The 23,212-nt window shown below is 41.0% G+C and carries 27 protein-coding genes; 8 read left to right on the top strand and 19 right to left on the bottom strand.

All coding sequences use genetic code 11. The features are described from left to right. Positions 1-8 precede the first annotated feature (8 nt). The 4 genes from glmM to murB are packed head-to-tail and all read right to left on the bottom strand — an operon-like array spanning position 9 to position 4,135. A complete protein-coding gene (glmM, locus tag PT285_RS04405) occupies positions 9-1,358 on the bottom strand; it encodes a phosphoglucosamine mutase (RefSeq protein ID WP_277148131.1) in 1,350 nt (449 codons plus the stop codon). Positions 1,359-1,376: 18 nt separating this feature from the next. Further along, complete coding sequence (locus tag PT285_RS04400; protein ID WP_277148129.1) at positions 1,377-2,357, bottom strand: YbbR-like domain-containing protein; 981 nt, start codon at positions 2,355-2,357, stop codon at positions 1,377-1,379. After that, positions 2,354-3,199 (bottom strand): diadenylate cyclase CdaA, encoded by an 846-nt coding sequence (gene cdaA, locus PT285_RS04395; RefSeq protein WP_277148127.1) that lies wholly within the window; start codon positions 3,197-3,199, stop codon positions 2,354-2,356. The genes PT285_RS04400 and cdaA overlap by 4 nt, the downstream gene beginning before the upstream one ends. Before the next feature lie 42 nt (positions 3,200-3,241). After that, entirely contained in the window at positions 3,242-4,135 is an 894-nt protein-coding gene (gene murB / locus PT285_RS04390) for a UDP-N-acetylmuramate dehydrogenase (RefSeq protein WP_277148125.1), read from the bottom strand. A gap of 97 nt (positions 4,136-4,232) precedes the next feature. Between murB and PT285_RS04385 the strand changes: the two genes are divergently transcribed. Further along, positions 4,233-4,766 carry a 3'-5' exonuclease gene (locus PT285_RS04385; RefSeq protein WP_277148123.1) on the top strand — a complete coding sequence of 178 codons (534 nt, stop codon included), beginning with the start codon at positions 4,233-4,235 and terminating at the stop codon, positions 4,764-4,766. A 14-nt stretch (positions 4,767-4,780) separates the two neighbouring features. On the opposite strand, the gene tsaE is transcribed toward PT285_RS04385, so the two are convergent. Genes tsaE through PT285_RS04370 form a run of 3 tightly spaced genes read right to left on the bottom strand, consistent with a single transcriptional unit; the run spans position 4,781 to position 6,955 of the window. Then, positions 4,781-5,263, bottom strand: a complete 483-nt coding sequence (tsaE, locus tag PT285_RS04380) for a tRNA (adenosine(37)-N6)-threonylcarbamoyltransferase complex ATPase subunit type 1 TsaE (protein WP_277148121.1) — start codon at positions 5,261-5,263, stop codon at positions 4,781-4,783. Next, positions 5,247-6,248: a phosphate acetyltransferase gene (pta, locus tag PT285_RS04375; RefSeq protein ID WP_277148119.1), complete on the bottom strand. Its 1,002-nt coding sequence runs from the start codon at positions 6,246-6,248 to the stop codon at positions 5,247-5,249. Before pta ends, tsaE begins: the two co-directional genes overlap by 17 nt. Positions 6,249-6,259: 11 nt before the next feature. After that, a complete protein-coding gene (locus tag PT285_RS04370; RefSeq protein WP_277148117.1) occupies positions 6,260-6,955 on the bottom strand; it encodes a uracil-DNA glycosylase in 696 nt (231 codons plus the stop codon). Between the two features lie 121 nt (positions 6,956-7,076). On the opposite strand from PT285_RS04370, the gene PT285_RS04365 reads away from it, so the two are divergent. Both PT285_RS04365 and PT285_RS04360 read left to right on the top strand, forming a co-directional pair. After that, positions 7,077-7,952 carry a Cof-type HAD-IIB family hydrolase gene (locus PT285_RS04365; RefSeq protein ID WP_277148115.1) on the top strand — a complete coding sequence of 292 codons (876 nt, stop codon included), beginning with the start codon at positions 7,077-7,079 and terminating at the stop codon, positions 7,950-7,952. Between the two features lie 15 nt (positions 7,953-7,967). After that, the gene (locus PT285_RS04360) at positions 7,968-8,489 is read left to right on the top strand and encodes a hypothetical protein (protein ID WP_277148113.1); all 522 of its coding nucleotides are present in this window, start codon (positions 7,968-7,970) and stop codon (positions 8,487-8,489) included. On the opposite strand, the gene PT285_RS04355 is transcribed toward PT285_RS04360, so the two are convergent. From PT285_RS04355 to PT285_RS04310, 10 genes are all read right to left on the bottom strand, one after another. Next, the gene (locus PT285_RS04355; RefSeq protein WP_277148111.1) at positions 8,486-9,052 is read right to left on the bottom strand and encodes a GNAT family N-acetyltransferase; all 567 of its coding nucleotides are present in this window, start codon (positions 9,050-9,052) and stop codon (positions 8,486-8,488) included. The two genes, PT285_RS04360 and PT285_RS04355, sit on opposite strands and share 4 nt — an antisense overlap. A gap of 173 nt (positions 9,053-9,225) precedes the next feature. After that, complete coding sequence (gene trpA / locus PT285_RS04350) at positions 9,226-9,978, bottom strand: tryptophan synthase subunit alpha (RefSeq protein ID WP_277148109.1); 753 nt, start codon at positions 9,976-9,978, stop codon at positions 9,226-9,228. Continuing rightward, on the bottom strand, positions 9,971-11,191 hold the full coding sequence (gene trpB, locus PT285_RS04345) for a tryptophan synthase subunit beta (RefSeq protein WP_277148107.1): 1,221 nt from the start codon (positions 11,189-11,191) through the stop codon (positions 9,971-9,973). The genes trpA and trpB overlap by 8 nt, the downstream gene beginning before the upstream one ends. Before the next feature lie 501 nt (positions 11,192-11,692). Continuing rightward, on the bottom strand, positions 11,693-12,064 hold the full coding sequence (locus PT285_RS04340; RefSeq protein ID WP_277148105.1) for a PTS glucitol/sorbitol transporter subunit IIA: 372 nt from the start codon (positions 12,062-12,064) through the stop codon (positions 11,693-11,695). Positions 12,065-12,102: 38 nt separating this feature from the next. Next, positions 12,103-13,098, bottom strand: coding sequence for a PTS glucitol/sorbitol transporter subunit IIB (locus PT285_RS04335; RefSeq protein WP_277148103.1), 996 nt, complete (start codon positions 13,096-13,098; stop codon positions 12,103-12,105). A gap of 14 nt (positions 13,099-13,112) precedes the next feature. Beyond that, complete coding sequence (locus tag PT285_RS04330; protein ID WP_277148101.1) at positions 13,113-13,664, bottom strand: PTS glucitol/sorbitol transporter subunit IIC; 552 nt, start codon at positions 13,662-13,664, stop codon at positions 13,113-13,115. Beyond that, positions 13,648-14,160 carry a transcriptional regulator GutM gene (locus PT285_RS04325; protein WP_277148099.1) on the bottom strand — a complete coding sequence of 171 codons (513 nt, stop codon included), beginning with the start codon at positions 14,158-14,160 and terminating at the stop codon, positions 13,648-13,650. Before PT285_RS04325 ends, PT285_RS04330 begins: the two co-directional genes overlap by 17 nt. 1 nt (position 14,161) lies before the next feature. Continuing rightward, a complete protein-coding gene (locus PT285_RS04320) occupies positions 14,162-15,997 on the bottom strand; it encodes an HTH domain-containing protein (protein WP_277148097.1) in 1,836 nt (611 codons plus the stop codon). Between the two features lie 11 nt (positions 15,998-16,008). Continuing rightward, a complete protein-coding gene (locus tag PT285_RS04315) occupies positions 16,009-16,809 on the bottom strand; it encodes an SDR family oxidoreductase (RefSeq protein ID WP_277148095.1) in 801 nt (266 codons plus the stop codon). A 329-nt stretch (positions 16,810-17,138) separates the two neighbouring features. After that, positions 17,139-17,297, bottom strand: a complete 159-nt coding sequence (locus PT285_RS04310; protein WP_277148094.1) for a hypothetical protein — start codon at positions 17,295-17,297, stop codon at positions 17,139-17,141. A 337-nt stretch (positions 17,298-17,634) separates the two neighbouring features. Here PT285_RS04310 and PT285_RS04305 point away from each other — a divergent pair, with 337 nt between their 5' ends. Together PT285_RS04305 and PT285_RS04300 are read left to right on the top strand one after the other, a co-directional pair. Beyond that, positions 17,635-17,901: an AbrB/MazE/SpoVT family DNA-binding domain-containing protein gene (locus tag PT285_RS04305; protein ID WP_277148092.1), complete on the top strand. Its 267-nt coding sequence runs from the start codon at positions 17,635-17,637 to the stop codon at positions 17,899-17,901. Further along, the gene (locus tag PT285_RS04300; RefSeq protein WP_374211464.1) at positions 17,894-18,298 is read left to right on the top strand and encodes a type II toxin-antitoxin system PemK/MazF family toxin; all 405 of its coding nucleotides are present in this window, start codon (positions 17,894-17,896) and stop codon (positions 18,296-18,298) included. The genes PT285_RS04305 and PT285_RS04300 overlap by 8 nt, the downstream gene beginning before the upstream one ends. Positions 18,299-18,472: 174 nt before the next feature. Here the strand turns inward: PT285_RS04300 and PT285_RS04295 are convergent, their stop codons facing one another. Together PT285_RS04295 and PT285_RS04290 are read right to left on the bottom strand one after the other, a co-directional pair. Beyond that, positions 18,473-18,745: a hypothetical protein gene (locus PT285_RS04295; protein ID WP_277148088.1), complete on the bottom strand. Its 273-nt coding sequence runs from the start codon at positions 18,743-18,745 to the stop codon at positions 18,473-18,475. Positions 18,746-18,841: 96 nt separating this feature from the next. Continuing rightward, a complete protein-coding gene (locus tag PT285_RS04290; RefSeq protein ID WP_277148086.1) occupies positions 18,842-19,978 on the bottom strand; it encodes an ABC transporter permease in 1,137 nt (378 codons plus the stop codon). Between the two features lie 655 nt (positions 19,979-20,633). On the opposite strand from PT285_RS04290, the gene PT285_RS04285 reads away from it, so the two are divergent. The 3 genes from PT285_RS04285 to PT285_RS04275 all read left to right on the top strand — a co-directional run bounded on the left by PT285_RS04285 (position 20,634) and on the right by PT285_RS04275 (position 23,165). Then, a complete protein-coding gene (locus PT285_RS04285) occupies positions 20,634-21,221 on the top strand; it encodes a CPBP family intramembrane glutamic endopeptidase (protein ID WP_277148085.1) in 588 nt (195 codons plus the stop codon). A gap of 190 nt (positions 21,222-21,411) precedes the next feature. Continuing rightward, positions 21,412-21,654, top strand: a complete 243-nt coding sequence (locus tag PT285_RS04280; RefSeq protein WP_277148083.1) for a hypothetical protein — start codon at positions 21,412-21,414, stop codon at positions 21,652-21,654. A 302-nt stretch (positions 21,655-21,956) separates the two neighbouring features. Then, positions 21,957-23,165 carry an IS110 family transposase gene (locus PT285_RS04275; protein ID WP_277148081.1) on the top strand — a complete coding sequence of 403 codons (1,209 nt, stop codon included), beginning with the start codon at positions 21,957-21,959 and terminating at the stop codon, positions 23,163-23,165. Positions 23,166-23,212 lie beyond the last annotated feature (47 nt).

Genomic DNA, 23,212 nt, shown 5'->3' with positions numbered 1-23,212 from the left:
TAAAACTTTTAACCCATTTCCTGCTTAACCACGTCAACAATCCGTTGCACGTAAGCATCGGTTTCTTCCTGGGTCGGGCCTTCAGCCATCACCCGCAGAAGCGACTGAGTTCCTGACGGACGCACCAGCACGCGGCCTTCATCACCCATGTCTTGTTCAACTTCCTTGATCACATCCAAAATCGGCTGGTGCTCACGCCAATTTTTCTTATCCTTAACCGGAACATTAACCAGGCACTGCGGATATTCCTTAAAGTCCTTCAGCAATTCGGTCAGTGCCATACCGGTCTTCTTCATGACCAGCATCAAATGCAGACCCGTGAGCATTCCGTCACCGGTATTGTGGTAGTCGGTCATAATCACATGTCCGGACTGCTCACCGCCCAGGTTATAGCCGTGAGCGCGCATTTCTTCTGAAACATAGCGGTCACCAACTTGGGTACGGACATTTTTCAGGCCCTTTCTTGCCAAGGCCTTGGTAAAACCAAGGTTGCTCATCACCGTGGTCACAATTGTATCTTTCTTCAGGCGGCCGTGATCGGCCATGTAGCAGCCCAAGATATACATGATGTGATCGCCGTCAACCTCCTTGCCGTTTTCGTCAACGGCGATGCAGCGGTCGGCATCCCCATCAAAGGCCAACCCCAGCTGTGCCCCCTGTTTGACAACTTCTTCCTGCAGCTTTTCCGTATGGGTGGCACCAACGTGGTCATTGATGTTCATGCCATCAGGATGAGTAGCAATAGTCGTGAAGTCAACGCCGCAGTCTGCAAACAGACGGGAAATCAAACTGCTGGCAGCACCGTTAGCCCCATCAATGACGACCTTAATGCCGTCCAAATCTTCCGGAACCGAATTTTCAATAAACTGCAAATATTTGGCGCTACCCTCGTGAAAATCGGTCACCGTACCCAAGCCTTCAGCGGCTGGCCGCGGCAGTGTATCTTCCTTGGCATCAATCAGTTCCTCAATTTCGCCTTCCATTGCGTCCGACAATTTCAAACCATCGCTGCCAAAAAATTTGATGCCGTTATCCTGCACCGGATTGTGCGAGGCGGAAATCTGCACACCGGCATCGGCGCCCTGAGCCCGAACCAAGTAGGATAGTCCCGGTGTCGTGATAACCCCAACTTCCAAAACCTCAATGCCCACCGACAATAGACCCGAAATCAGTGCGTATTCCAGCATCTGGCCGGACATGCGCGTATCCCGCGAAACCAGAACCTTGGCCTGTTCATCTGCCTTTTTATTTTTCGTTAAAACATAACCACCGTCACGGCCTAATTTAAACGCCAATTCCGGGCTCAATTCCTGATTGGCCACACCGCGAACCCCATCGGTTCCAAAATATTTCAACATTCACAAACAACCTTTCTCTTAATTCTGATTAACTTTACTTGTATTGCCTGTATCCTTGACCCGAATCTTTACTTCAATGCTTGTCGGGTCAGACTTAATCACGCCATCAGGCAATTTTAATTCTACCTGCTTAGTAAGCGAAGAATCAACGCCGCGCAGATCAACCGGCACTTTTAATTCCTTAATTTTTGCTAGAGACTCTTCTGTGCCATAAAGCGTTACTTCATTAACTTTGCTGGTCAAAGAATATACTTTATTGCTCGGCTCATTCTTGGTATCCAAACTGACCTTGACGGTCTTTTTGGCAATTGTAATTGGAATCGTGACCGCAACCGTTGAGGGTTCAATCACCACATTTAACTGCCGCTGGTGCTTATCCTCGGCAATCAAAATCACCTGGCGGTGATAACTATGATCAATCCCGTTAGGCAAAACCACCTTGGCAACAATTTGGTCAATCTGGTCGACCTCGCTGCGCGAACCCGTAACCTCAACCTGCTGGGGATTGCTGCTCGTTTTTCCAACTTTATAGCCATGAGCTACAGCACTCTTATTATACTCTATTTGTACAGGCATTGTTGTTGACTTTCGCCGTTCAATATCAACTTTGAGCGTTTTCGGGCTGATGGAATAGGAGAGCTGCTTGCTTAAGCCGCTAACCTGCACCCTGACCGTGTGCTTGCCGATGCTTTTATTGGTTAAGTCGATATACGCACGAAAGTTTTGCGTGTTAACGGTCGACGTCACAAGCGCATTCGGCCCCGCAAGCGTGATGCTGACCTTTTCCGGATAACCAACAACGTAATATTTATCGGTATTAACGGAAACCTGCAGCGGAACCTTCAAGGTGTGAGTCTCGCTGGCAGTTTGCTGCGTCTTGCTGTTTTCACCCTGGGTCATAAAACCGGGCTGGGTTGAATCAATGTAGATCACCAGCAGCACGGCAATCAGGAGCGAAACGAGTTTAACAAACCAGGATTTTTTCCAGAAATTTTTCATCGGTCAGCACCCCACTTCCAAATTTTACTAAAGATCTTTTGGTACCATTTAGTTTTTTCACCTGTCTTAGGCACAAGCTCGGCGGTCAGATATTTCATGTACTCGTCGCGCGTCATGTCCAGCAAAAAGCGGCCGTTCTTGGTAATTGTTACCCCGCCGGTCTCTTCGGACACAACGATCGTGATGGCATCTGTTACCTCGGAAATACCAACAGCCGCACGGTGCCTGGTCCCCAGGCGCTTGGGGATCATCTCACTGTCCGAAAGCGGCAAGTAGGCGGCGGCAACTGCAATCCGGTGGTCCTGGTTGATGATCACGGCTCCGTCATGCAGCGGCGTGTTGGGAATAAAAATATTGATCAAAAGCGCGCCGGTAACCTCGGCGTCAAGCTTGATGCCCGTTTCAATATAATCATCAAGTCCGGTTTCCTGCTGAATGGTGATCAGGGCGCCGATGCGCCGTTTGGACATGTACTGAATCGCCTTATCGAGTTCCTTAATGAATTTGACCGATTCGTCATGGGCACTTTCCTCGCGGCCGCCAAAGAGCGGCATCCGGCCCAGATGTTCAAGCCCGCGCCGAATTTCCGGCTGGAAAATCACGATAATCCCGACAACCGCCCAGGAAACAATCTGGTCAACGATCCAGGTCAGTGCATACAGGTGGAGCAGGCCGGCAATAATCCTGACAAAGAAAATAAAGACTATCCCCTTCGCCAGCTGCACGGCTTTAGTTCCTTTAATCAGCATAATTAAATGGTAAACAAGGAACCAGATGATCAGGACATCCAAAATGACGGCGAGATTACTCCAGGTAAAAAGATTTGTCGTATTAAAATGCATAATTTCTCCTTTCTCACCTATTAGATATAAAGTATAACATTTTTAGTCCTGACCAATTATCCTAACTTCTGTCTGCAGCTCAACTGCAAATTTTTCCTTAATCACCCGCTGAATCAGGTGAATTAAGTCTAAATAATCTGTTGCGGTTGCACCGCCGCGGTTGACGATGAAGCCGGCATGTTTGGTCGAATCCTGGGCACCGCCGATTTGCTTGCCCTGCAGGCCGGCCTTAATAATCATCGGCCCCACGAAGTGTCCCGCAGGCCTTTTAAACACACTACCGCACGACGGATATTCCAGCGGCTGTTTAAATTTTCGCAACGCATTCAGATAATTCATTTGGTCCAAAATAGTGGCCTTGTCTGCTCTTTTTAAAGAAAAGCTAGCCGCAAGGACGATCGCACCATTTTCCTGAACCAGCGAATGTCGGTAGGAAAAATTCATTTCCTGATTAGTATACGTTCTAACTTCACCGGAGCGGGTCAAAACCGTTACTTCGGTTACGGCATCCTTGATCTCTCCGCCATAAGCGCCGGCATTCATAAAGACGGCCCCGCCGACACTGCCGGGAATACCCGCGGCAAATTCCAGGCCGCTAAGACCCGCGTGCGCCCCGGCAAAGGCAGTATCAATGATCCGCGCTCCGGCAGCAGCGGTGACCGCATTGCCCGTAACCGTAATTTTATTCATTTTAGTTAAAATAATAACCAGGCCACGAATGCCGCCGTCGCGGATGATCAAGTTAGAGGCATTGCCGATTACCGTCAGCGGAATCTGCTTTTCATTGACCAGCGCAAGCAGCTTTTTCAGCTCGGTTAGATTCTTGGGAAAGGCCAAGTATTCAGCAGGTCCGCCCGTCTTGGTAAAAGTATAACGGCTGAGAGGAGCCCCCTGCTCGAGGTCGAGCCCCGCTTTTTTTAAATCTAGCAACTCCACAACATAATCTCCTTTTTAAATCTTTTCTTATTTTACCGCATTGCGGCACTTGCTTCACGCTATGTTATACTTAATTTGAAATTGGAGGGAATTAAAGATGAATTTTGTCGCAATGGATTTTGAAACTGCCAACCGCCACCCGGAAAGTGCCTGTTCACTGGCACTGGTCATGGTGCGCAACAATGAAATCGTTGACCGTTTTTATACCGTCATCAACCCGCAGATGCCCTTTGACGGGCGCAATATTCAAATACATGACATTACCACGGACGACGTCAAAGATGCCCCCACGATGGCCGAGGTTTGGCCGAAAATCAAAAAACTTTACCAGCCAGGGATGCTGGTGACCGCCCACAACGCCCGCTTTGATACCAATGTCATGAAAGAAAGCCTGGCCCGCTATGGTATTCAGGAACCGCATTATTTGGTGGTTGATACATTAAAAACCAGCAGGCTGTTTGAACCGGACCTGGTCAACCATAAACTAGATACAGTTTCCACTGCACTGAACGTTGAATTATGGCACCACCACAATGCTCTGAGCGACAGCGAGGCCTGTGCCGGGATCCTGATTGCACAAAACAAGCAATTCGGCGACGAAGCCATCAAAAACTTGATTTACCAAATATAAAAATAAGCAGGCTGCTAAGCCTGCTTATTTATCTGCGCTAAAATCGCCTGCAGCCACTCCTCGTTGCGCTGGCCGTGTGCACTGAATTCCACCAGCCGCTTAGTCGAATTCCAACTGTCATCGATCCGGCTGATTGTCAACTGCAGGTAGTCAGGCGGCAGATCACTGAGCACCAGCTGCGGCCACTCGATCACCACCAATCCCGGCTCTGCTAGATAACCAGCCAGATCAACCGATGACAGGTCATCATTTTCCAAACGGTAAAAATCCATATGAAATAAGGGCAGCTGGGCCTCGCGGTATTCGCGCACAATCGTAAAGGTTGGACTTTTTACCGGCCGCTTAACCCCCAATGCCTGGCCGATTCCCTGGGTCAACGTGGTTTTGCCGGCGCCGAGATCCCCATTGAGCAGCAGCAGATCATGCGGCTGGGCCGTTTGGGCAACGGCTGCCCCGAGCCCTTTCATTTGTGCCGGTGAATCAATTTCCTGTTTCATTGTAATCTCCCTGCAAGCTTTGGGCAGCGGTCAGAAGCGCCATGTCATAAACATCCTGGCTGCTGGCCCCGCGCGACAAGTCGTTGATCGGGGCCGCCAGACCCTGCAAAATTGGGCCCACCGCGGTAAAGCCACCTAAGCGCTGAGTCAGCTTATAGGCAATGTTTCCCGACTGCAATTCCGGAAAAATGAAGATGTTAGCTTGCCCCTTTATTTCCGAATCCGGTGCCTTGCTTTGGGCAACTTCCGGCACAAAGGCAGCATCAAACTGCAATTCACCATCGGCCAGAATTTGCGGGTAGCGCTGCTTAAACAGGGCTGCAGCTTCCGCCACCTTGGTCACCATTTCACCTTTAGCTGAACCCTTTGTGGAAAAACTCAGAAAGGCCAGCCGCGGTTCAAGGTTAATCATTTTGGCAGTCTGAACCGACTGGTAGGCAATCTCAACCAGTGTTTCCGCATCCGGCTCAATATTAATTGCACAATCGGCAAACACATACTTGTCAGCACCGCGTTCCATGATGAAACTGCCGGAGACCCGGTGCATCCCGCTGGCGGTGTGAATCAACTGCAGCGCCGGCCGCACCGTATCCGCAGTTGAATGAGCCGCACCCGCGACCATGCCATCGGCCTTGCCCAGTTTGACATACATTGTGCCAAAATAAGCAGCCGACTCTAACTGCTTCTTAGCCTCTTCTAAGCTGATGTCCTTGTTTCTTGCCGCAATAAAAGCCGCAGCCATCTGGTCAATTCCCGGATAGTTAAGAAAATCAACTATCTGTATCCCCGTTAGATCAATTCCGGCTGCTTCTGCCAGCGCGCGAACCTTAGTCGGGACACCCAAAATTATTGCTTCAATCAGTCCCTCTGCCTGCAGCCGACTGGCCGCCTGCAAGATCCGCCTGTCCTCACCTTCGGGAAAAACAATTCGCGGCTTTTTATCGGCCTTTTCCACCTGTTTTTTTAATAAGTCAAACACACTCATCAAACATTCTCCTATGCTAAATCTGTTTTAGTAACGGTTTTTGGCAGCTGCCAATCAATCGGTGCTTCGCCAAAGTTTTTCAGGGCCTCGTTGCAGCGCGAAAATGGGCGGGAGCCGAAAAAGCCGCGGTCTGCCGAAAATGGACTTGGGTGAGCGGATTTAATGACAAAATTCTTCTCTTCATCAATCAGCGGCAGCTTGTTCTGGGCAAAACGCCCCCACAGGATGAAGACCACATGTCCGCGATCACTTAAGGCCTTGATCGCCGAATCGGTGACCATTTCCCAGCCCTTGCCCTGGTGGCCATTAGCGTGCCCGTAAGGCACCGTCAGCACCGCGTTCAGCAGCAAAACACCCTGATCAGCCCATTTTTTCAGATAACCGTGCTCAACCGGCTGGGCCCCCACATCATCGTACAATTCTTTGTAAATATTCTGCAGCGATGGCGGCAGCTTAATGCCCGGCATGACCGCAAAACTCATTCCGGTGGCCTGCCCCGGATTATGATACGGATCCTGCCCTAAAATGACCACCTTAGTATCCGCAAACGGCGTCAATTTAAAGGCCGTAAAAATATGATACATGTCCGGATAAATTTTTTTGGTGGAATATTCTTCCTTTAAAAAAGTTCGTAAATTCTGATATTCGTCACTTGCAAAAACCGGTTCCAAGATCTCATCCCAGTCGTTGCCAATCAGCTTTTTCATTGTTAGTAATAGCCTCTCTTTCAACTTCCTTTATGGTATCATGAAGTATATAAATATGGCAGATAAATTTACTACTTAAAAAGTAATTTCTAAAAAATTCACTAGGAGGTTGGAAATAATTTTGATTAAACTCGTCGCATGTGACCTTGACGGAACATTATTCAACAGCAAGGTCGAAATTTCGCAGGAAAATATTCAGGCAATTCGGGCAGCGCAAGAAAACGGGATTGAGTTTTTGATAGCAACCGGCCGGGGCCCAACGCAGTCGCAACAGATTATACGCAAAGCAGGGTTAAAGACCGGTTTCATCAACATCAACGGCGCCCTGGTTTTCAACAAAGATGGTGAGCTGCAGGTCAAGTGTGCCATTCCTGCTGCCAAGGTTACACAGATTGTTGCCTTGCTGCAAAAAAGACACCTTTATTTTGAAATTATTGCTGCTAACCATGCGTACACGGAAAGTATCAGAAAAAGAATCGACTACCTGGCACAAATGCTTGTCACGCTTAACCCCAAACTTACTTTACCGCAGGCACGCATAACCGCCGCAAACAATAAAGCTCTTTTAAACATCATTGAGGTTAACAGCTACCGCGAATTACTGGTAAACAAAAATATTGAAGTCATGAAAATTATTGCCTTTGATGCCCGCGGAGCCGATGCCTTTATCGATGTCAAAAAGGATATCAAACGCTTGGGCGGCTTGGCCGTTACCTCCAGCTCGGCTGCCAACATTGAAATTAATGCGGAGCGTGCGCAAAAGGGCATTGCTTTGCTGGATTATGCTAAAATAAGGGGAATTAAACGTGAAGAAGTTGCGGCAATCGGTGATAATCTCAACGATGAAAGCATGATTTCTAACGCCGGCGTCGGTGTGGCAATGGGTAATGCCGTTCCCAGAATTAAAAAATTAGCTCAGGTCGTTACCAAAACCAATAACGACAACGGTGTCGCTTATATTTTAAATAAATTCATTGCTGCAAACGCACAAAAGTAAACAGAGGTGAGGAACATGAAATTCTTGCTCGAATTAACTCAGGAAAAGGAATACGGGCAAATTCCAGTTGTTGGCCCTAAAGGAAAATTGCAGTATACCATTCGGGGAAATCTCGACAATCCCAATCACACTCTCTATCTGTACACAAAAGATAATCAGGAGATTGGCCGTCTTTATCCCGATGGTAACGGAATCTTTGAGTCCTTTACAATTGACGTCATTAATCATTCACTTGTCAAAGTCAAAAAATTAAACAGTTGGGGCACCAACCTGTTTTACATTACCCGGCTTAATTACTTAGTCACCGGGAGCATCAAAAAAGGGACCTATACCTTTCGGTCCGGGGTCAAAAATGTTGCCAACGTTAAAACCGTCATTAATAAAACCGGCGTCGTTCTGACCTGCAACATTAAACGTCCCGAAGATATTCCCTTTATTTTGCTGATTACAACCTTGTTTACCCAGTGGCACACAACGCCGCTGAGATTGCCGCAGTTTCCGCCGCTGGGCAAAAATTACCGCGTCAAATTAACCTAAACTTCTTTAACCATATGCTGGTAAACCCGTGCGCCAATCGTCATCTCAGAAACCGGAGCAAAACCCTTGTGTACATACAGTCTCTGTGCACGAGGGTTTTCTTGATCAACATTCAAGCTGACTCTGTGAAAGCCTCTGCTCTTTGCAACCGCAAAACCATAATCAAGTAAATGACTGGCAATGTGCTGACCCCAATGGCCCGGCGCAACCGCCAGCGAATCAATATACCATTCACTGGGCAAGGCTTCATCATTGGTAAATATTTTGGTGTCAAGATCAAGACCAACCTTGGCATACTCCTTTTTGAGGGCAAAGTCGATCACCTTTTGGTCCTCATACGAATACATGTCGATCAGTCCCACCGCGCGGTCAGCACGATCAACAGCTACCCAAATTCGCTGATATGAATAACGGTAATACTGGGAAAGAAATCCCAGCCGCATCAGATCATAAAATTGGCTTATAGGTAAGCGCTTAATCGTCGCCAGATCCATTTCTTCAAAGACTTGATTCAAAATGGGAAAAATATCTTCAAAATCTGTCCGTTTCGCTTTTCTAATCATAAAACCTCTCCATATTATAACTATAGATTAACGGAATTTGCCAAAACTAGCAAAGATAAAAGAGGCAAAATATTGAATTACAACAAAACTTAATCTATCTAAAAACAGCCAGTTAGTTGCTGCCGTCATGGGCAAAACTAGCTGGCTGTTTTATACAATTTGAATGATTATTTTTAGCAATCTTTGGCTGTAATTTTTTGCGCAAATTCTTTTAATTTTTCAGGGGCTTCCTGCTGTCCCACAAGTTCAACAAAGGCATCGCTGACGGCCACTCCATCGGCAATTGCCGCTGCTTGGGCAAATTCTTGGGCAGTCTGCACATTAGCGGAAATTACGATTGGCAAAGTAGTGTATTTTCTAACTTCAGAAAGCAGCCGCGGCAACTTCACCGTCATTTCATCAGGCGCAGGCGAAGCCATGATGTATATAAAACCGGTCGCACTTTGGGCGATTTTTTGAATGCGGTCACCAGAAGTTTCGGCAATCAGCGGAATAATGTCAATGTCGTATTCGGCTGCCAAAGGCGCAATCTCCGGCCGGCTCTCATAAGGCAGGTCCGGAACAATCAAGCCAGCGATATTTAACTGCTGACATTTTTCTAAAAATTCACGGTAACCATACTTGAAAACAATATTCAGGTAAGTAAAAAAGACTAACGGCACCTGTGATTTTCTCCTGACTGCCTCAACAATGGTGAAAATTTCCTTGGTCGACACCCCGGCCTTAAAAGCCCGTAAATCTGCCGCCTGCACCACCGGGCCATCAGCCACGGGATCCGAAAACGGCAGCCCCAACTCGACAATATCAGCACCGGCTTCTGCTAAGGCCAAGATATTATTAACCGTGGTCGCAGCATCAGGATCATCAGCAACAATAAAAGGAATAAACGCCTTTTTATTTTTAAAAATTTCACTTAAATTACTCATCGATCTTTACCCCTCTGTATTTAGCAATGCTGGCAACATCCTTATCGCCGCGTCCCGATAGTGTGCAGACAATAATCTGATCCTTGCGCATTGTTGGCGCCAATTTTTCAACATAAGCAATCGCATGGCAGCTCTCAATTGCGGCAATAATCCCCTCTTCTTTAGCAATATATTCAAAGGCCTGGACTGCCTCATCATCGGTGATGCCCACATACTGGGCCCGACCGCTTTCATTTAACGCGGTATGTTCCGGACCCACTCCGGGATAATCAAGACCGGCGGAAATGGAATAAACAGGATCGATTTGCCCATCATCGTTTTGTAAAAACAGGGACTTCATCCCGTGAAAAATGCCCACGCTGCCGTTTTCAACGGTTGCCGCAGTTTGTTTGGTATGAATTCCTTTTCCCGCTGCCTCAACACCAATCAGCCGCACACTCGGCTCGGCAATATATTCGGCAAAACTGCCGATGGCATTACTGCCGCCGCCGACACAGGCAACAACGGCATCCGGCAATTTGCCGGTGCGCTCCTGCAGCTGCTTTTTCGATTCCTTAGAAATAACACTTTGAAAATGCTTGACCATTTCCGGATATGGAGCCGGTCCGACCGCCGAACCCAATAGGTAAAAAGTATCGTCGCTGCGTCGTGCCCATTCCTGCAAGGCAGCATTAACCGCATCTTTTAGTACTTTAGAACCCGAAGTTACTGCATGAACTTTGGCACCAAGAAGCTCCATTCGGTAAACATTTAATTTTTGCCGTTCCGTATCAACTTGTCCCATGTAAATCTCGCATTCCATGCCCAGCAAAGCTGCAATGGTGGCAGTGGCAACACCGTGCTGGCCGGCACCGGTTTCGGCAATCAGCCGTTTTTTACCCAAATGCTTGGCAAGGATTCCCTGGCCAATAACGTTGTTAATCTTGTGGGCACCGGTGTGGTTCAGGTCCTCACGCTTCAAATAAATCTGGGCGCCGCCCAAGTCTTCCGTCATGTTTTTGGCATAATAGAGCAGCGACGGGCGGTTCGCATAATTTTGCAGCAGATCATTAAATTCACGGTTAAAAGCCGGATCGTCTTTCAGTTCATTAAAAACCTTGGTAACCTTTTCTAGCTCCGGCATTAAGGCCTCAGGAACATATTGCCCGCCGTAAACTTCGCCGTAGCGGCCATCGACAGGATTAGTAGTAATTTTTGCTTGTTTATTTGTCATCTTAATTTACCTCACTTCGTTAATTCTTAGCATTACATTTTTATCCTGCCATCGCCTTAATAACTTTTTCATCTTGACCTCCAGAACATAAAAAAACCGTCCATAACTTTTACATTAAGGACGGATTTTTCCGCGGTGCCACCTTAGTTTGTCCTGAAAAATAAGATTAAAACCAAACGGTAATTCTCTTATCTTCAAAACACTCTTAGCGAGGGACCAGCATCCCTCCGGCAACTGACGTATGCCTGTACGTTCCTCCGTACTTGAAAATTCTTTCAGGAGAACACTCCGTGATCCATTTAACCACCTGCGTTCGGTTGCATTCCCAGCAGTAGCAGCTCTCTGTGCGTGCACAATGATTTTTATCTTCACTTCATCGTTTTATATGGACGAATTATTAAATTTATTAACATTATAATATTACTGACGAATTTATTTGTCAATATTTTTTAATATTTTATTTTTGGTCAACAACTTACTGAAGAAAATTCTTAATCATGATTAAAAGATCAAGATTTTCGTACCGACCGCAATTGTCGGAAACTCCTTTTTTTCTACATATAAGGAACCCGGTAATTCTGCCTTATCTTCACCGGTAAATTTAATTGCAATATGGCCTAAATTACGTAAATTCGTATCAACTTCTTTACCCACGGCCGTGATTGTATATGTATCATTACCAATTTGGATTGTCATTCCTGGCGTAATCTTATCCTTTAAATCCTTTGAATTAATTATAAAACATGATTCCTTAAGCAAATCAGGTGCTTCATTACCAAATAGAATTAACATATTTATGTCTTTAAAGGACTGGGCATCCTGACCGATCTCTGTCACTTCTGTTTGAAAAATGGGTATCTTAATCTCTGTCATAATATATTCCTTTTTAAAAATTACTTCTGCACAACTGCCTATTTACCAGCATACAGGCCGAAGCTGGCTAGCCAAGCGATAAAGACCCGCGGCACACCATTAATAAATCTTGAGTAAAGAACTGAGGTAACACCAACTTCAACAGTTTCTGCTTTAGCATCCATCAGCCCTAAACCTACAGGGATAAAATCACAACCATTTTGGGTATTAATTGCAAATAATGCCGGAAGCGCAAATTGCGGTGAGATATTACCCTTGCCAATTTCAACACCAATCAGAGTACCAATAACCTGACCGATTACTGCCCCTGGCCCTAATAATGGTGATAAAAACGGCAGCGAACAAATAAATCCTAAGATCATCAATCCCCAAACATTACCAGCCAGCGGTGTCATCAACTTGGCAAACCAATTACCAATTCCCGAAGCATTAATTATTCCGATTAGCAGTGAAACAAAAGCCATAAATGGTAGGATTGTATCAATCACCGTCTTAACCGACTTCTTAGCCGCCTGATTAAAAGTGGCTACCACCTTACCGACGCCGACGCCAATTTTGGCAATCCAGCCGCCATTTTTTTGCTGGGTAAGCGTTTTGGTCGTATCAATCTTTGGATTTTCAGCAGATTCTGCTGCCGTAGTCGCAGCAGGCACCGCCGTTTCGTCTGTCAAACTTATTTGGTCCGGGCCCACGCTCGAAACATACAGTTCCGGAGTAATAAATTCGGCTAAAGGGCCTGATTTGCCGGTTGGTAAAATATTAATCGTCTTGATATTTTTTTTCGGATAAATGCCGCAACGTAAGGTACCACCGCAATCAACGACCGCAACTGCAATCTCATTATCGGGAATAGAAGTTTTAAAGCCGTCAACGACATTCATTCCCGTTAACTTAGCCAGTTTATCAACAATTTCCGGTTTGTTTCCCCCAGTCACGTACAAAATTGTGTGTGCTTCTTTGGTAGGGGTGATAGTAATAGGGCCGCCCCAGCCCCCATCGCCACGGGTTACTTTAACACTATTATATTCAGTCATTGTTCTTCTCCTAATTAATCAGCTACATCTACCTGTTTCGATAAGGAAATACCCGTAGTTTTGCAAACATAAGCAGTAGTATAATCTGTAATCCAGCCGCCGATGAAGTTCATTATTAACCCAACAAGAAGGTATCTTATCGCCAAATCCATTATATTTAATCCTAATTTCTGCACACCAGAAGCAATCCCCATCCAAATAAAGTATTCGGCAGGATTAATATGCGGGAAAACACCATTGCTTGTGTGACAAAACTGTGCACATGATGCATAATAACTAGGCTTGTAATATTCTGGTAAAAACTTGCCCATTGTGTGTGCCAACGGGTTGCCGAGCATAAACGCGGAAAGAAAAGGCAGTACCATGTACCGCATCAGCGGGTTGCTTGCCGAAACCTGTGCAAATTTATTAATTCGCTTTTCCCCGATCAAGGCAATCAAGGCATTCATGAATACCAGCATAATTAAAACTAAGGGTACGATTGTTGTTACCCAATTTACGAATTGCTTGCTGCCAGCTTGAAATAGTCCAATAAACCAAGTTGCAAAATTAGTAATATATTCCATTTTTATCTCCTTTTACACTATTTACAATAGACTTAAATTTGTTTTTTAAAACCATTATCCAATTATTGAAAACCGGTAATGCTAGGAAACTAGTGCCTGTTTCCATTTCGGCCTGTTTACCAGTTTTAAAATTAATATATTCTTTATATGCATTTAAAATGCATCCTTTAACCAGTGGATCCATCTCCTGAAGCTGATCATAAGAGCTTGCTAACAGTGGTAACGATTTTTTCTTTAAAGATGAAAGCTGCCTAAATCTGGCAAAGACCGTTGTTCCCTTCATCAGCTGGGCGTCCTGAATGGTTGCATTCTCATCAATATTAAGCAGCAACAGACTCCCTGCTCTTAATTTTTTGGGATTTTTCCCAATTAAAACTTTGCCTTTTTTATTCATGCGCTTAAATATCTTCAGGAAATTCCGCAGCTGAATAAAGCCAAAAACGCTTTGCAGCAAAAACGCAATTCCAATCAAGACATAAATATAAAAATAATTCATTCTATATCCCCTCTGTAATTTGCAAGAATGACTTAGAATTATCATATTTAATGATATTTCTAAATAAAACCTCATTTCGTGAAATATTGCCAATCAGGTCATAAATTCTTGACGTCACATCAATCAACTTATTGTCCATAATCTGGGGTATTCCAATTAAAAAAATTAATTTAATATCCCTATTTTTAAAAGCTAACTTATTTTGAATAATTCCCACACTCAAGAGGATTCGCTTTTTGCCAGATGAATCAATTGCATGGGGAATAGCAATCCCATTTGAAAAAATATTATTAGTATACTTTTCCCGTTCACTCCAATTTTCTTTAAAATCTTCCCGTAATTCACCGTTGGCAATTTCCTTATCAATGATCTGCTCAGTCGCGGCAAAATAGCTTTTTGCTTTTACCTTATATGTGTTAAATGAACATAGGTTTTGTGAGATAAAGTGCTCAATAATTGATGTTTGTACTATTGCCGACAAGGCCTCTTGCCTCAGAGCCGTCCCAATATTAATAACTTGCGTATCAGCCAGCAGAAACGGCTCATTAGAAAACACCAGCAGAAATTTTTGCTGACTATTTTTGATTTCACTTAGAGAGGCAAAATCAGTAATTTTTAGATTTTCAAAGATCTTTTCCAGCTTTTCGATAATAAACTGCTTCACTGATCCCCGAATATTGCCAACAAATGCTATATTAATTCGATCCGTTAAATTAGTAGGCTGCTCCTCCAGAAAAATCTCAAAGTAGACAACTAGATAATTAATCTCATTTTTACTGAACTCAATCTGGTATTCCTTAAAAATCAAATCTGCCAGCTTAATACTCAGTTCCAAGGCAATCGGATATTTTTTCGAAATATCCTGCGGCAGGATTTCCGAAACTTTTTCTTTCAGCAGCTCACGATTAATTGAAAACAAAACGTGCCACTTCATCCGCTCATAAATCGCTTCAAAGTTTAAATGATAGCGTGCCAGTTCTTTACTTAACGGTAGAAAGAGAAGCCTTAAATTTTGGGCAAACATTTCTTGGACGGCTTTGGCAGAAATACTGCTATTTTTATACAAATTCAGCGGTGAAAGCAAGAATTCTTTTTCAACCTGAGTAAGATCTGTTATCAGGCAGCTACACACACTATTTAAAGAATTAACTAAACTTGAATCATCCCAGAGCCGGACAAATTTTTCAGGCATACTTTTTAAATCATAACCATAATTTTTAACTGTATACAATGCAACAAGATTTTCTGTTATCTGCATGCTTGTCTCCTTGTTAAGAGCAAGCTTTTCAGTCCGCTCAGCAAACTCGTTTGATAACTTTGTCCAGCTGCTTTTGCTGATGTGTTGAACAATCAGGTTACGGTAAGCAAATAATAATTGATACTCACTATTAAAAACAATTTTTATTCCTTTACCTTGCTTAGAGATGATTTTGCCGCCATATTCTTTTAAAATTTTTCGAATTTGTTTGATATCACCATTAAATACAGTCCTGCTGATTAAAATTTGGTCAGCAATTTCATCTATTGTCAGATAATCTTTTTTCTTAATGAGCAAGTCTAAAATATATGCTTCTCGCTTTATCTGATCGTTTAGATCAAGTTCCCCCTTTAAAAACTTTGTTTCAAGATTGGTAAATTCAGAATAGTTATTTATTACCAATTGGTATCTTTTTACCTTTTTAAAAATATTAGCCCGATTGCCTAAAATCTCATTTAAATTTTGTACTCTAGTAGCTACAGTTCGTTCAGTTACCTGACAATAATATGCTATTTCTTGACTTGTCATCGAACCATTTTCGATAAAAAGATTCAAAAGATAAAATAAATCGCTATTCATATCTATACCTTCTATCCTCTTGACTTACCTCCAGCAACGTTGATCGTTACGCCAGTAATATAGCTTGAACGATTTGACAAAAGGTAGGCTACTAAATCAGCAACTTCATATAAATGACCACTGCGGCCCATTGGTGTTGTTGTTGTGCTGCTATAACCTGCTCTAAGTTGGTCAACCGAAATATTTCTAGTATATGCAAGTGCAGTCTCATAATCAATCGTTCGTAATCCTGTTGCTTCCATAATTCCCGGAGCTACACCAACAACCCGTACGTTAAATTTCCCTAGTTCTTTTGCCCAGGAACGGGTAAAGCCATTGATTGCTCCTTTAGTTGCCGAATAAATACTTTGCCCTTGAGAGCCTTCAAGCCCGGCTTCTGAAGACATATTAACAATTACGCCATTCTTTTGCTTAACTAAATACCTTCCCACAGCCTGTGACATTAGCACAACACTCTTGACATTAACCGCAAACATCTTTGTAAAGTCCTGCGCCGTCATCTCAAACTTGCTCTTTGGCTTTTTTTCATCAACCAAAAGCCGGGGTAAATTTATCCCTGCATTGTTCACCAAACCGTTGATTTTTCCCCACTTCTTGATTGTGGCATCAACCGTATGATTAACATCATCTTCATTAGTTACGTCGGTTTTAACAAACAACAGGTTATCGTTAGTATGTTTAGGCTCATTCAAATCTGCGTCTACAACCTTGGCCCCGCAATCAAGCAATTCCTTGATGATCGCTTCACCAATGCCAGACGATCCTCCTGTGACAATATAGACTTTGCTGTTTAAATCCAACCAATTTTCCATTTTCATACCCTCTTCGTGTATAAATCTTTATGTATAAATTTATTTACTTTTGTAGTATATAGCGAGCGCTTTCAACTGTTAATCACCTCTTTTTCGAGGCAGGCGGAAATATTAGGTATTATCACAAAGGTGCAAATTAGAAATTCGGCGAAAAAAATAATCAAACCACTTTCGGTTTGATTATTTTCATAAGATTATTGTTCTAAATTTAACTTTTATTTCTGATAAGCTTGGTATTCACGGTAGACTTTGAAAACTGCTTTTTCCAAATAATAGTAAATGGGTGCAGCAACTATTGCAAAAATGATCATTACGACAAAATCCGGCAGCTAGGCCAAATATTTTATGCTGTGGCAAAAGTCTAGCGCCTCACTGTACCAAGCCCCAACAAGTGCCATAAAAACAATGATATTAACAAAATCTAAAATAAATTTTAAATGTTTCTGCCGTTTAGGCATATCCCGCTGATTATTTTTTGTAGAGTCCATTTTTGTTCCCTCTTCCTTATTTTTGTTATCATTTTACCCTATTACACCACTTTGACCCGTAAAATTTCATATTTGACATTTAGCAAAAAATCTGCGAGCGGAAATCAATAACTTTTCTTATCATTTTAATAGGATATTTGTATTTTGGTATAGAGTTCCTTACTTCTGAACAAATATTAAAACAACGAGAAATTTGACATAATTTTTTATAAAATCAACTATTATCAGTTGCTAAGTATATTTTTCTTAGTTGATTTTTGTACATATGGTATACTGTAAGGCGTAAGGAATTTATCTATTTCAATCGCGCTGATATCAAATATAGGATGTGAACATAATGGATACATATGTTGCTAAAGTAACTCAAAAGGGTCAGATAACTTTACCTGCTAAATTGCGTAAAGAAGAAGGCTGGAACGCAGGTAGTGAATTAATCTTTAAAAAAGATCCTCAAAGTAATAATGTGGAGTTGTCAAAAAAAGTTAATCTTTACGACACAAATTTTGGTAACTATGATTTTCAAGCTGACTTAAAAACTGACAAAGAATTAGCAGAGCCTTCATCCTTGCAGGGTAATGAAGGTTGGGGATTTGAAAGTGAGTAAAAACCAAAATACCAACAATAATAATTATCCTAATCAAGGAGATATAATTATTGTTGATGCTGAGCCACATATTGGAAAAGAATATGGTGGGCACAATCCACGAGCTAATAATATTCGTAGACACATGGTCGTCATTAGCAATACAGCATACAATAGGCAAACAGGGATGTTCGTTGGTATGCCAATAACAACTTCTGAAAAATACAAAAATAATCAACATTACAAACCAATTTTGTTGGTTGATGCTAAAAATGGTGTAAAAGGGTTTGTTTGTCTTTGGCAAATACAAAATTTTGATTTTTTGAAACGAAACGGGAAAATAGTTAATCATGTTCAAAAGCCTTATTTAAAGGATTTATTGAATTATGTTAATGCAATAACTGAATTAGATTTCTAAAGGACATAAGAGTGTTTTATCATTACAATTAAATAAGATCAACTGCACCAAACAGTTGGTCTTATTTTTTATATTTAAACTTTGCTCCAAGTTATTAATCTTTTGAGAAATCTCGCTCTTAATTTTCTCAACATAAAGTTCAACCATCGTATCAATAATACCTAGCGAAAAAATTTATTTTTGGTATGCCTGATACTCGCGGTAAACCTTGAAAACTGCTTTTTCCAAATAATAGTAAACGGGTGCAGCAACTATTGCAAAAATGATCATTACGGCAAAATCCGGCAGCTGGGCCAAATATTTTATGCTGTGGCAAAAGTCTAGCGTCTCACTGTACCAAGGCCCAACAAGTGCCATAAAAACAATGATATTAACAAAATCTAAAATAAATTTTAAATGCTTCTGCCGTTTAGGCATATCCCGCTGATTATTTTTTGTAGAGTCCATTTGTTGTTCCTTCTTTCTTATCTTTATTACTAAATTAACCTAATATACCGCTTTGCCCCGTAAAAATACATATTTAACATTTAGCAAATTTATTTTTTACTTATTCTTAATATTCACCACATAGTCGACTTCTTCCATCTTTACCGTCAAAGATTTTTGATAAAAATAATGAATAGTGATTATGCTTGCAAATATGGTAATAAATAATATTAGTAAAAAGGTTAGTAACAAGCTTACAACTTCAACATGCGGAAATACAAATGTTTGTATCCCTTCCGCCTTTTCCATACTTTTCTCAATTAGCAATGCAAAAATTGCAATAGGAATTATTGCTAGAAGCGAGCTGAAGGTTTGGAATAATGCTACTACTTTAATTAACTGCTTTTTATTAAATCCAAATACTGTGCCACTTGAACTTTCTTGTTTTATTTCATTCAAGTTCTGCCATAGATTCCAAACCAAAAATAAAACCGTGATTACTAAAATTGCTAGTGAAAAAGCTACTACTCGCAAAACACTTTTTTTATACGAGGAATAATATTCCGCAACATTTCGCTTAATCGGATAAAATTCAACTTTATAAAAGCCATTTTCATTAATCTTCTTTTGTAAATTATTTATCTTTTCCTTAGAAGTATCATAAAGTAAAAGATCCTGCAACCCTGAATCAAGTTGGTAAACATCCATCTTCTTTTTATTGCTTGGCAGAAATGGCGTGATAATCGCATTATTAAAATAGGTTTTGTTATCAAGTAGATACAAAGATGGGATATGCGCGTTATTTACAAGAATTCCTTTTACCTGATAGTGCTGCATCTTATTGGTATACGGATCTGGCATATTAAACTTTTTACCAACATGAGCTAACTGCTTAATACTGCTTCCTACCAAAACTGGAATAGTGTTTTGGGAATTTCGATAATCTCTAGCAACAAAATTACTGCCCTGATTGACTTTTAACGGGTAAAATTTAAAAAAGTTCTCGTTAACCAGGTTAAATTCAATATTTTTGCTAGTTTTGGGAATATTTGTTGCGATGCTTCCGCGAAAAGCATATTTGTAATTTTTATCTAGAAAATCAAACACTTTTTTTGCCTTGTTATCAGCATCTACTTTATTTTTACTGATTTTTTTATACTGATAATTTGCAGTTTGATTATTACCAACGACAACATTTTTAGCCACAAGCGGCTGCAGCTCCTGCTCTCCTTGATGAACATACATATTAGACATAATTATTCTGTACGTAAACAAGCAAAAAATCACTGTTAGTATAAAAGTCAAGCTAACCAAGATTTTACGTTTTAAAAAAGCATGTTTTATAAATTTCCAATACATATCAATCTCCTAAATTGTACCAGCTATAATTTGACGCCATAATAGAAATACCGACTGCAATTAGCGGTCTTTGAGACCCACTAGAACAATTCCAACTGGGTTTGCTTCTTTTACTGCCAAATATGTGGTTACCTCATTTTGAACTAGCTCCGCTCCTTTTTATTACAATTATGATAATGCAATAAAATCATTCGCACTACAGAATATAAAAAGCTTACAGATTATTTAATTACTTAGTAAGAAATATTTTATAATTGCTAATTGAATAATGTCTGATTAACTACTGTACACAACTTGCTTAAACTTTTCCTACCCAAAAATCTTTTTGGGAAATCTTGCTTTTAATTCTCCTATAAATTATAAATATTAATTTTATTTCGTTTAGATAATTTGGACATAGTAAAAACCCCGAAATTAATTTGTCTTAATTTCGGGGTTCACATCACTTGTTAGCGATTTTTTAATTGCTAAAATAAGGGGAAAATGTTGCAATTACTATTTTATACGGCATAATATATTTTATAAAGGATAAAACGAAGGAAGAAAGAAATTGAGAATTATAACTACTGAGACTGCTGTTGAAAAAATTTTTATGACAGTAGGATTTTATTTTTTTGATGAAATATGCATAAGATTAATTTTTAGATTATGTTTGGGATCTCGAAGGTCTGAGCTTCTTTTTGTTAAACTGATCCGAGATATAATAACCTTGTTTATTTTTCTTGTATTCATTTTTTATACAAAAATAGTTACAAAACATGATTTCAGAATTTCACTTGGCAAATTATTTTTTGTATGTTTGCTAGTGTTTATTTTTCTTGTGACTACGGGCGATACAAAGCAAGAGGTTAATATTCGTACAATTTTTCATGCTTTAATATTTTCCCCAATTATTGAAGAAGTGATTTCAAGAAAAGTGATTTTTTCTGGATTAACAGAATCAGGACACCTTGTTTTAGGCATTATTCTCAGTACTCTTTTGTTCGTTTCATTACATGCTGATTTCAGCATACCTGGATTGATTTATTTCTCAATATTGAGTTTCGCATTAATGCTACTTCAGCTATGGACCAACAGTATCATTAACAGTATTTTATTACACTCATTTGTAAATTTCGCAATTTTATTTATTTTTTGACGATGTTAAAGCAGTTAAGGAATTGCTACAAGAACTTGAACCGCAGTCAGAAAATTAGAAAAACAAATAAGTAATTGGCGACTAACTGGTCGCCTTTTTTATTGCCAAAACGCTATTAATGCTTACTATTTATGCTCATAATGGCATAATATACTATGTAAAGGATAGAGAAACGAAAGGAAGTTTACTCATGGAAGAAAAAAGAATAGTTATTGAAAATGGTCAAGGTTTTACACGCATTACTACTGTTGATGATGAAAAAATATGGCGTTTCAGCAATCGTCAATTGCCCACGCCACTAACAAAAGCCGCATTTGAATTGTTGGTAGAAGATAGGTGGAATGAAGGTAACATCAGCAATGATTTTATTAGCGTAATAGACATGCAAGGCCTTAATCAATTTTGGAATGAATATAGCAAAGATATAAATTAGAGCAAACAAACAAACATACTAACCTAGTAGTGGGTCGATATTCGACGGAATATTGATTCACTGCTTTTTCTTTGTTTTAAAATTGAAGCAGGGTTGAAGTTAATATGCCCTAGCACTTTTTGACGCTTGCACTAATAAGTTGCTTGACGCCCTCACACAAACTGACAACTTCATCATTTAAACTAAAATCTCTTCGTAGTATGTTGGCACTTGATGTCCGGTTTAGAAAATTAGGTCCAGTTTAACTTGATCCAGCTTTTAACTTCTCCCTGCACGATCAAATTAGTAGGAGGTCTTTCAGGATGAATAACTTAGTAGTTGTTGGAATTGATGTTAGCAGTCATAAATCTGCTGTTTGCATGATGCTCAATAAGCAAATTATTAAGCAGTTTAATATCTCCAATGATGCCATTGGTTTTAAGCAATTGTTGGCTGAAATATCTTTCTTTAAAGAACAACCGCAAATCGTTTTTGAAGCGACAGGTGTTTATTCCTGCAGATTGCAGACTTTTCTTAACCAGCATCATTATCGCTATACCATGCTTAATCCGCTGAAAGCCAAGCTGCAGTTAAATCAATTCAGAAAAAGTAAAACCGATCAGCACGATGCCCGTGACTTAGCTTACTCACAATTCATTTATCACCGCGCACCAACTTATTTACAAGATTCTAATTACCAACAATTAAGTGCAATGAGTCGTTTTTATGAGCAATTAACTCATGATTTAATTGCAGCCAAAAATCGTTTACACCGTGTATTGCAGTTTACCTTTCCCGAACTAGAGTCATTAATCTGCCACCCTGATGGCCTGAATTATTGGCGCTATGTTCAAACTTTCACTCATCCACAAGTTGTTAAGAACTTAGGCTATGAGGGTGTTATGCAGTGCCTGTTAAACTTTCATGGTATCGGTAAACAACGAGCTGATAGGTTAGCAACTAAATTACTTAAACTGGCTGATAAATCCTATCCGGCAGTTGCCAAAACGGCTTTTGAAGTAGAAGAAGCTAGGTATTATGCTCAACGATTAATGGTTTTATTTAGACAGCGCAAGGAAATCATTCAAAGAATGTCTGACTTGGCTAACCAATTACCTAATCATGATTTAAAGATTCTTGAAAGTATTCCTGGAATTTCTGAAATTACGGCGGTAAGACTGCTAGGCGAATTAGGCGACATTAGACGATTCCGCAATCCCAATGCTTTAAATGCCTTTGTCGGTTTAGACTTGCGCCATTATCAGTCAGGTGAAATGGAACTAACTGATCATATTAGTAAACGAGGCAATCCCATTGGTCGTAAGATTCTCTATCGCGTAATTGGGCAAATGGATTCAGTAAGGTATTCTGAACCCTGTCACATTACAAATTATTATGAGCAGAAAAAACGATCTTCTCAAAGTAAAAACTTTAAGAAGATCGCCATCGCAGCAGTCCACAAACTGACCAGGACTGTCTACTATTTGATTGTGCATGACCAATTATATGATTATAGTGTAGTCAAAAAATAATAGGGCTTTAACTAAAATCAGTTGGTCACAAGATAACTATAACAGCC

Origin of the sequence: Lactobacillus sp. ESL0791 (assembly GCF_029433255.1) — a bacterium.
Lineage (GTDB): Bacteria > Bacillota > Bacilli > Lactobacillales > Lactobacillaceae > Lactobacillus.
This window is presented reverse-complemented; position numbering and strand designations above follow the sequence as displayed.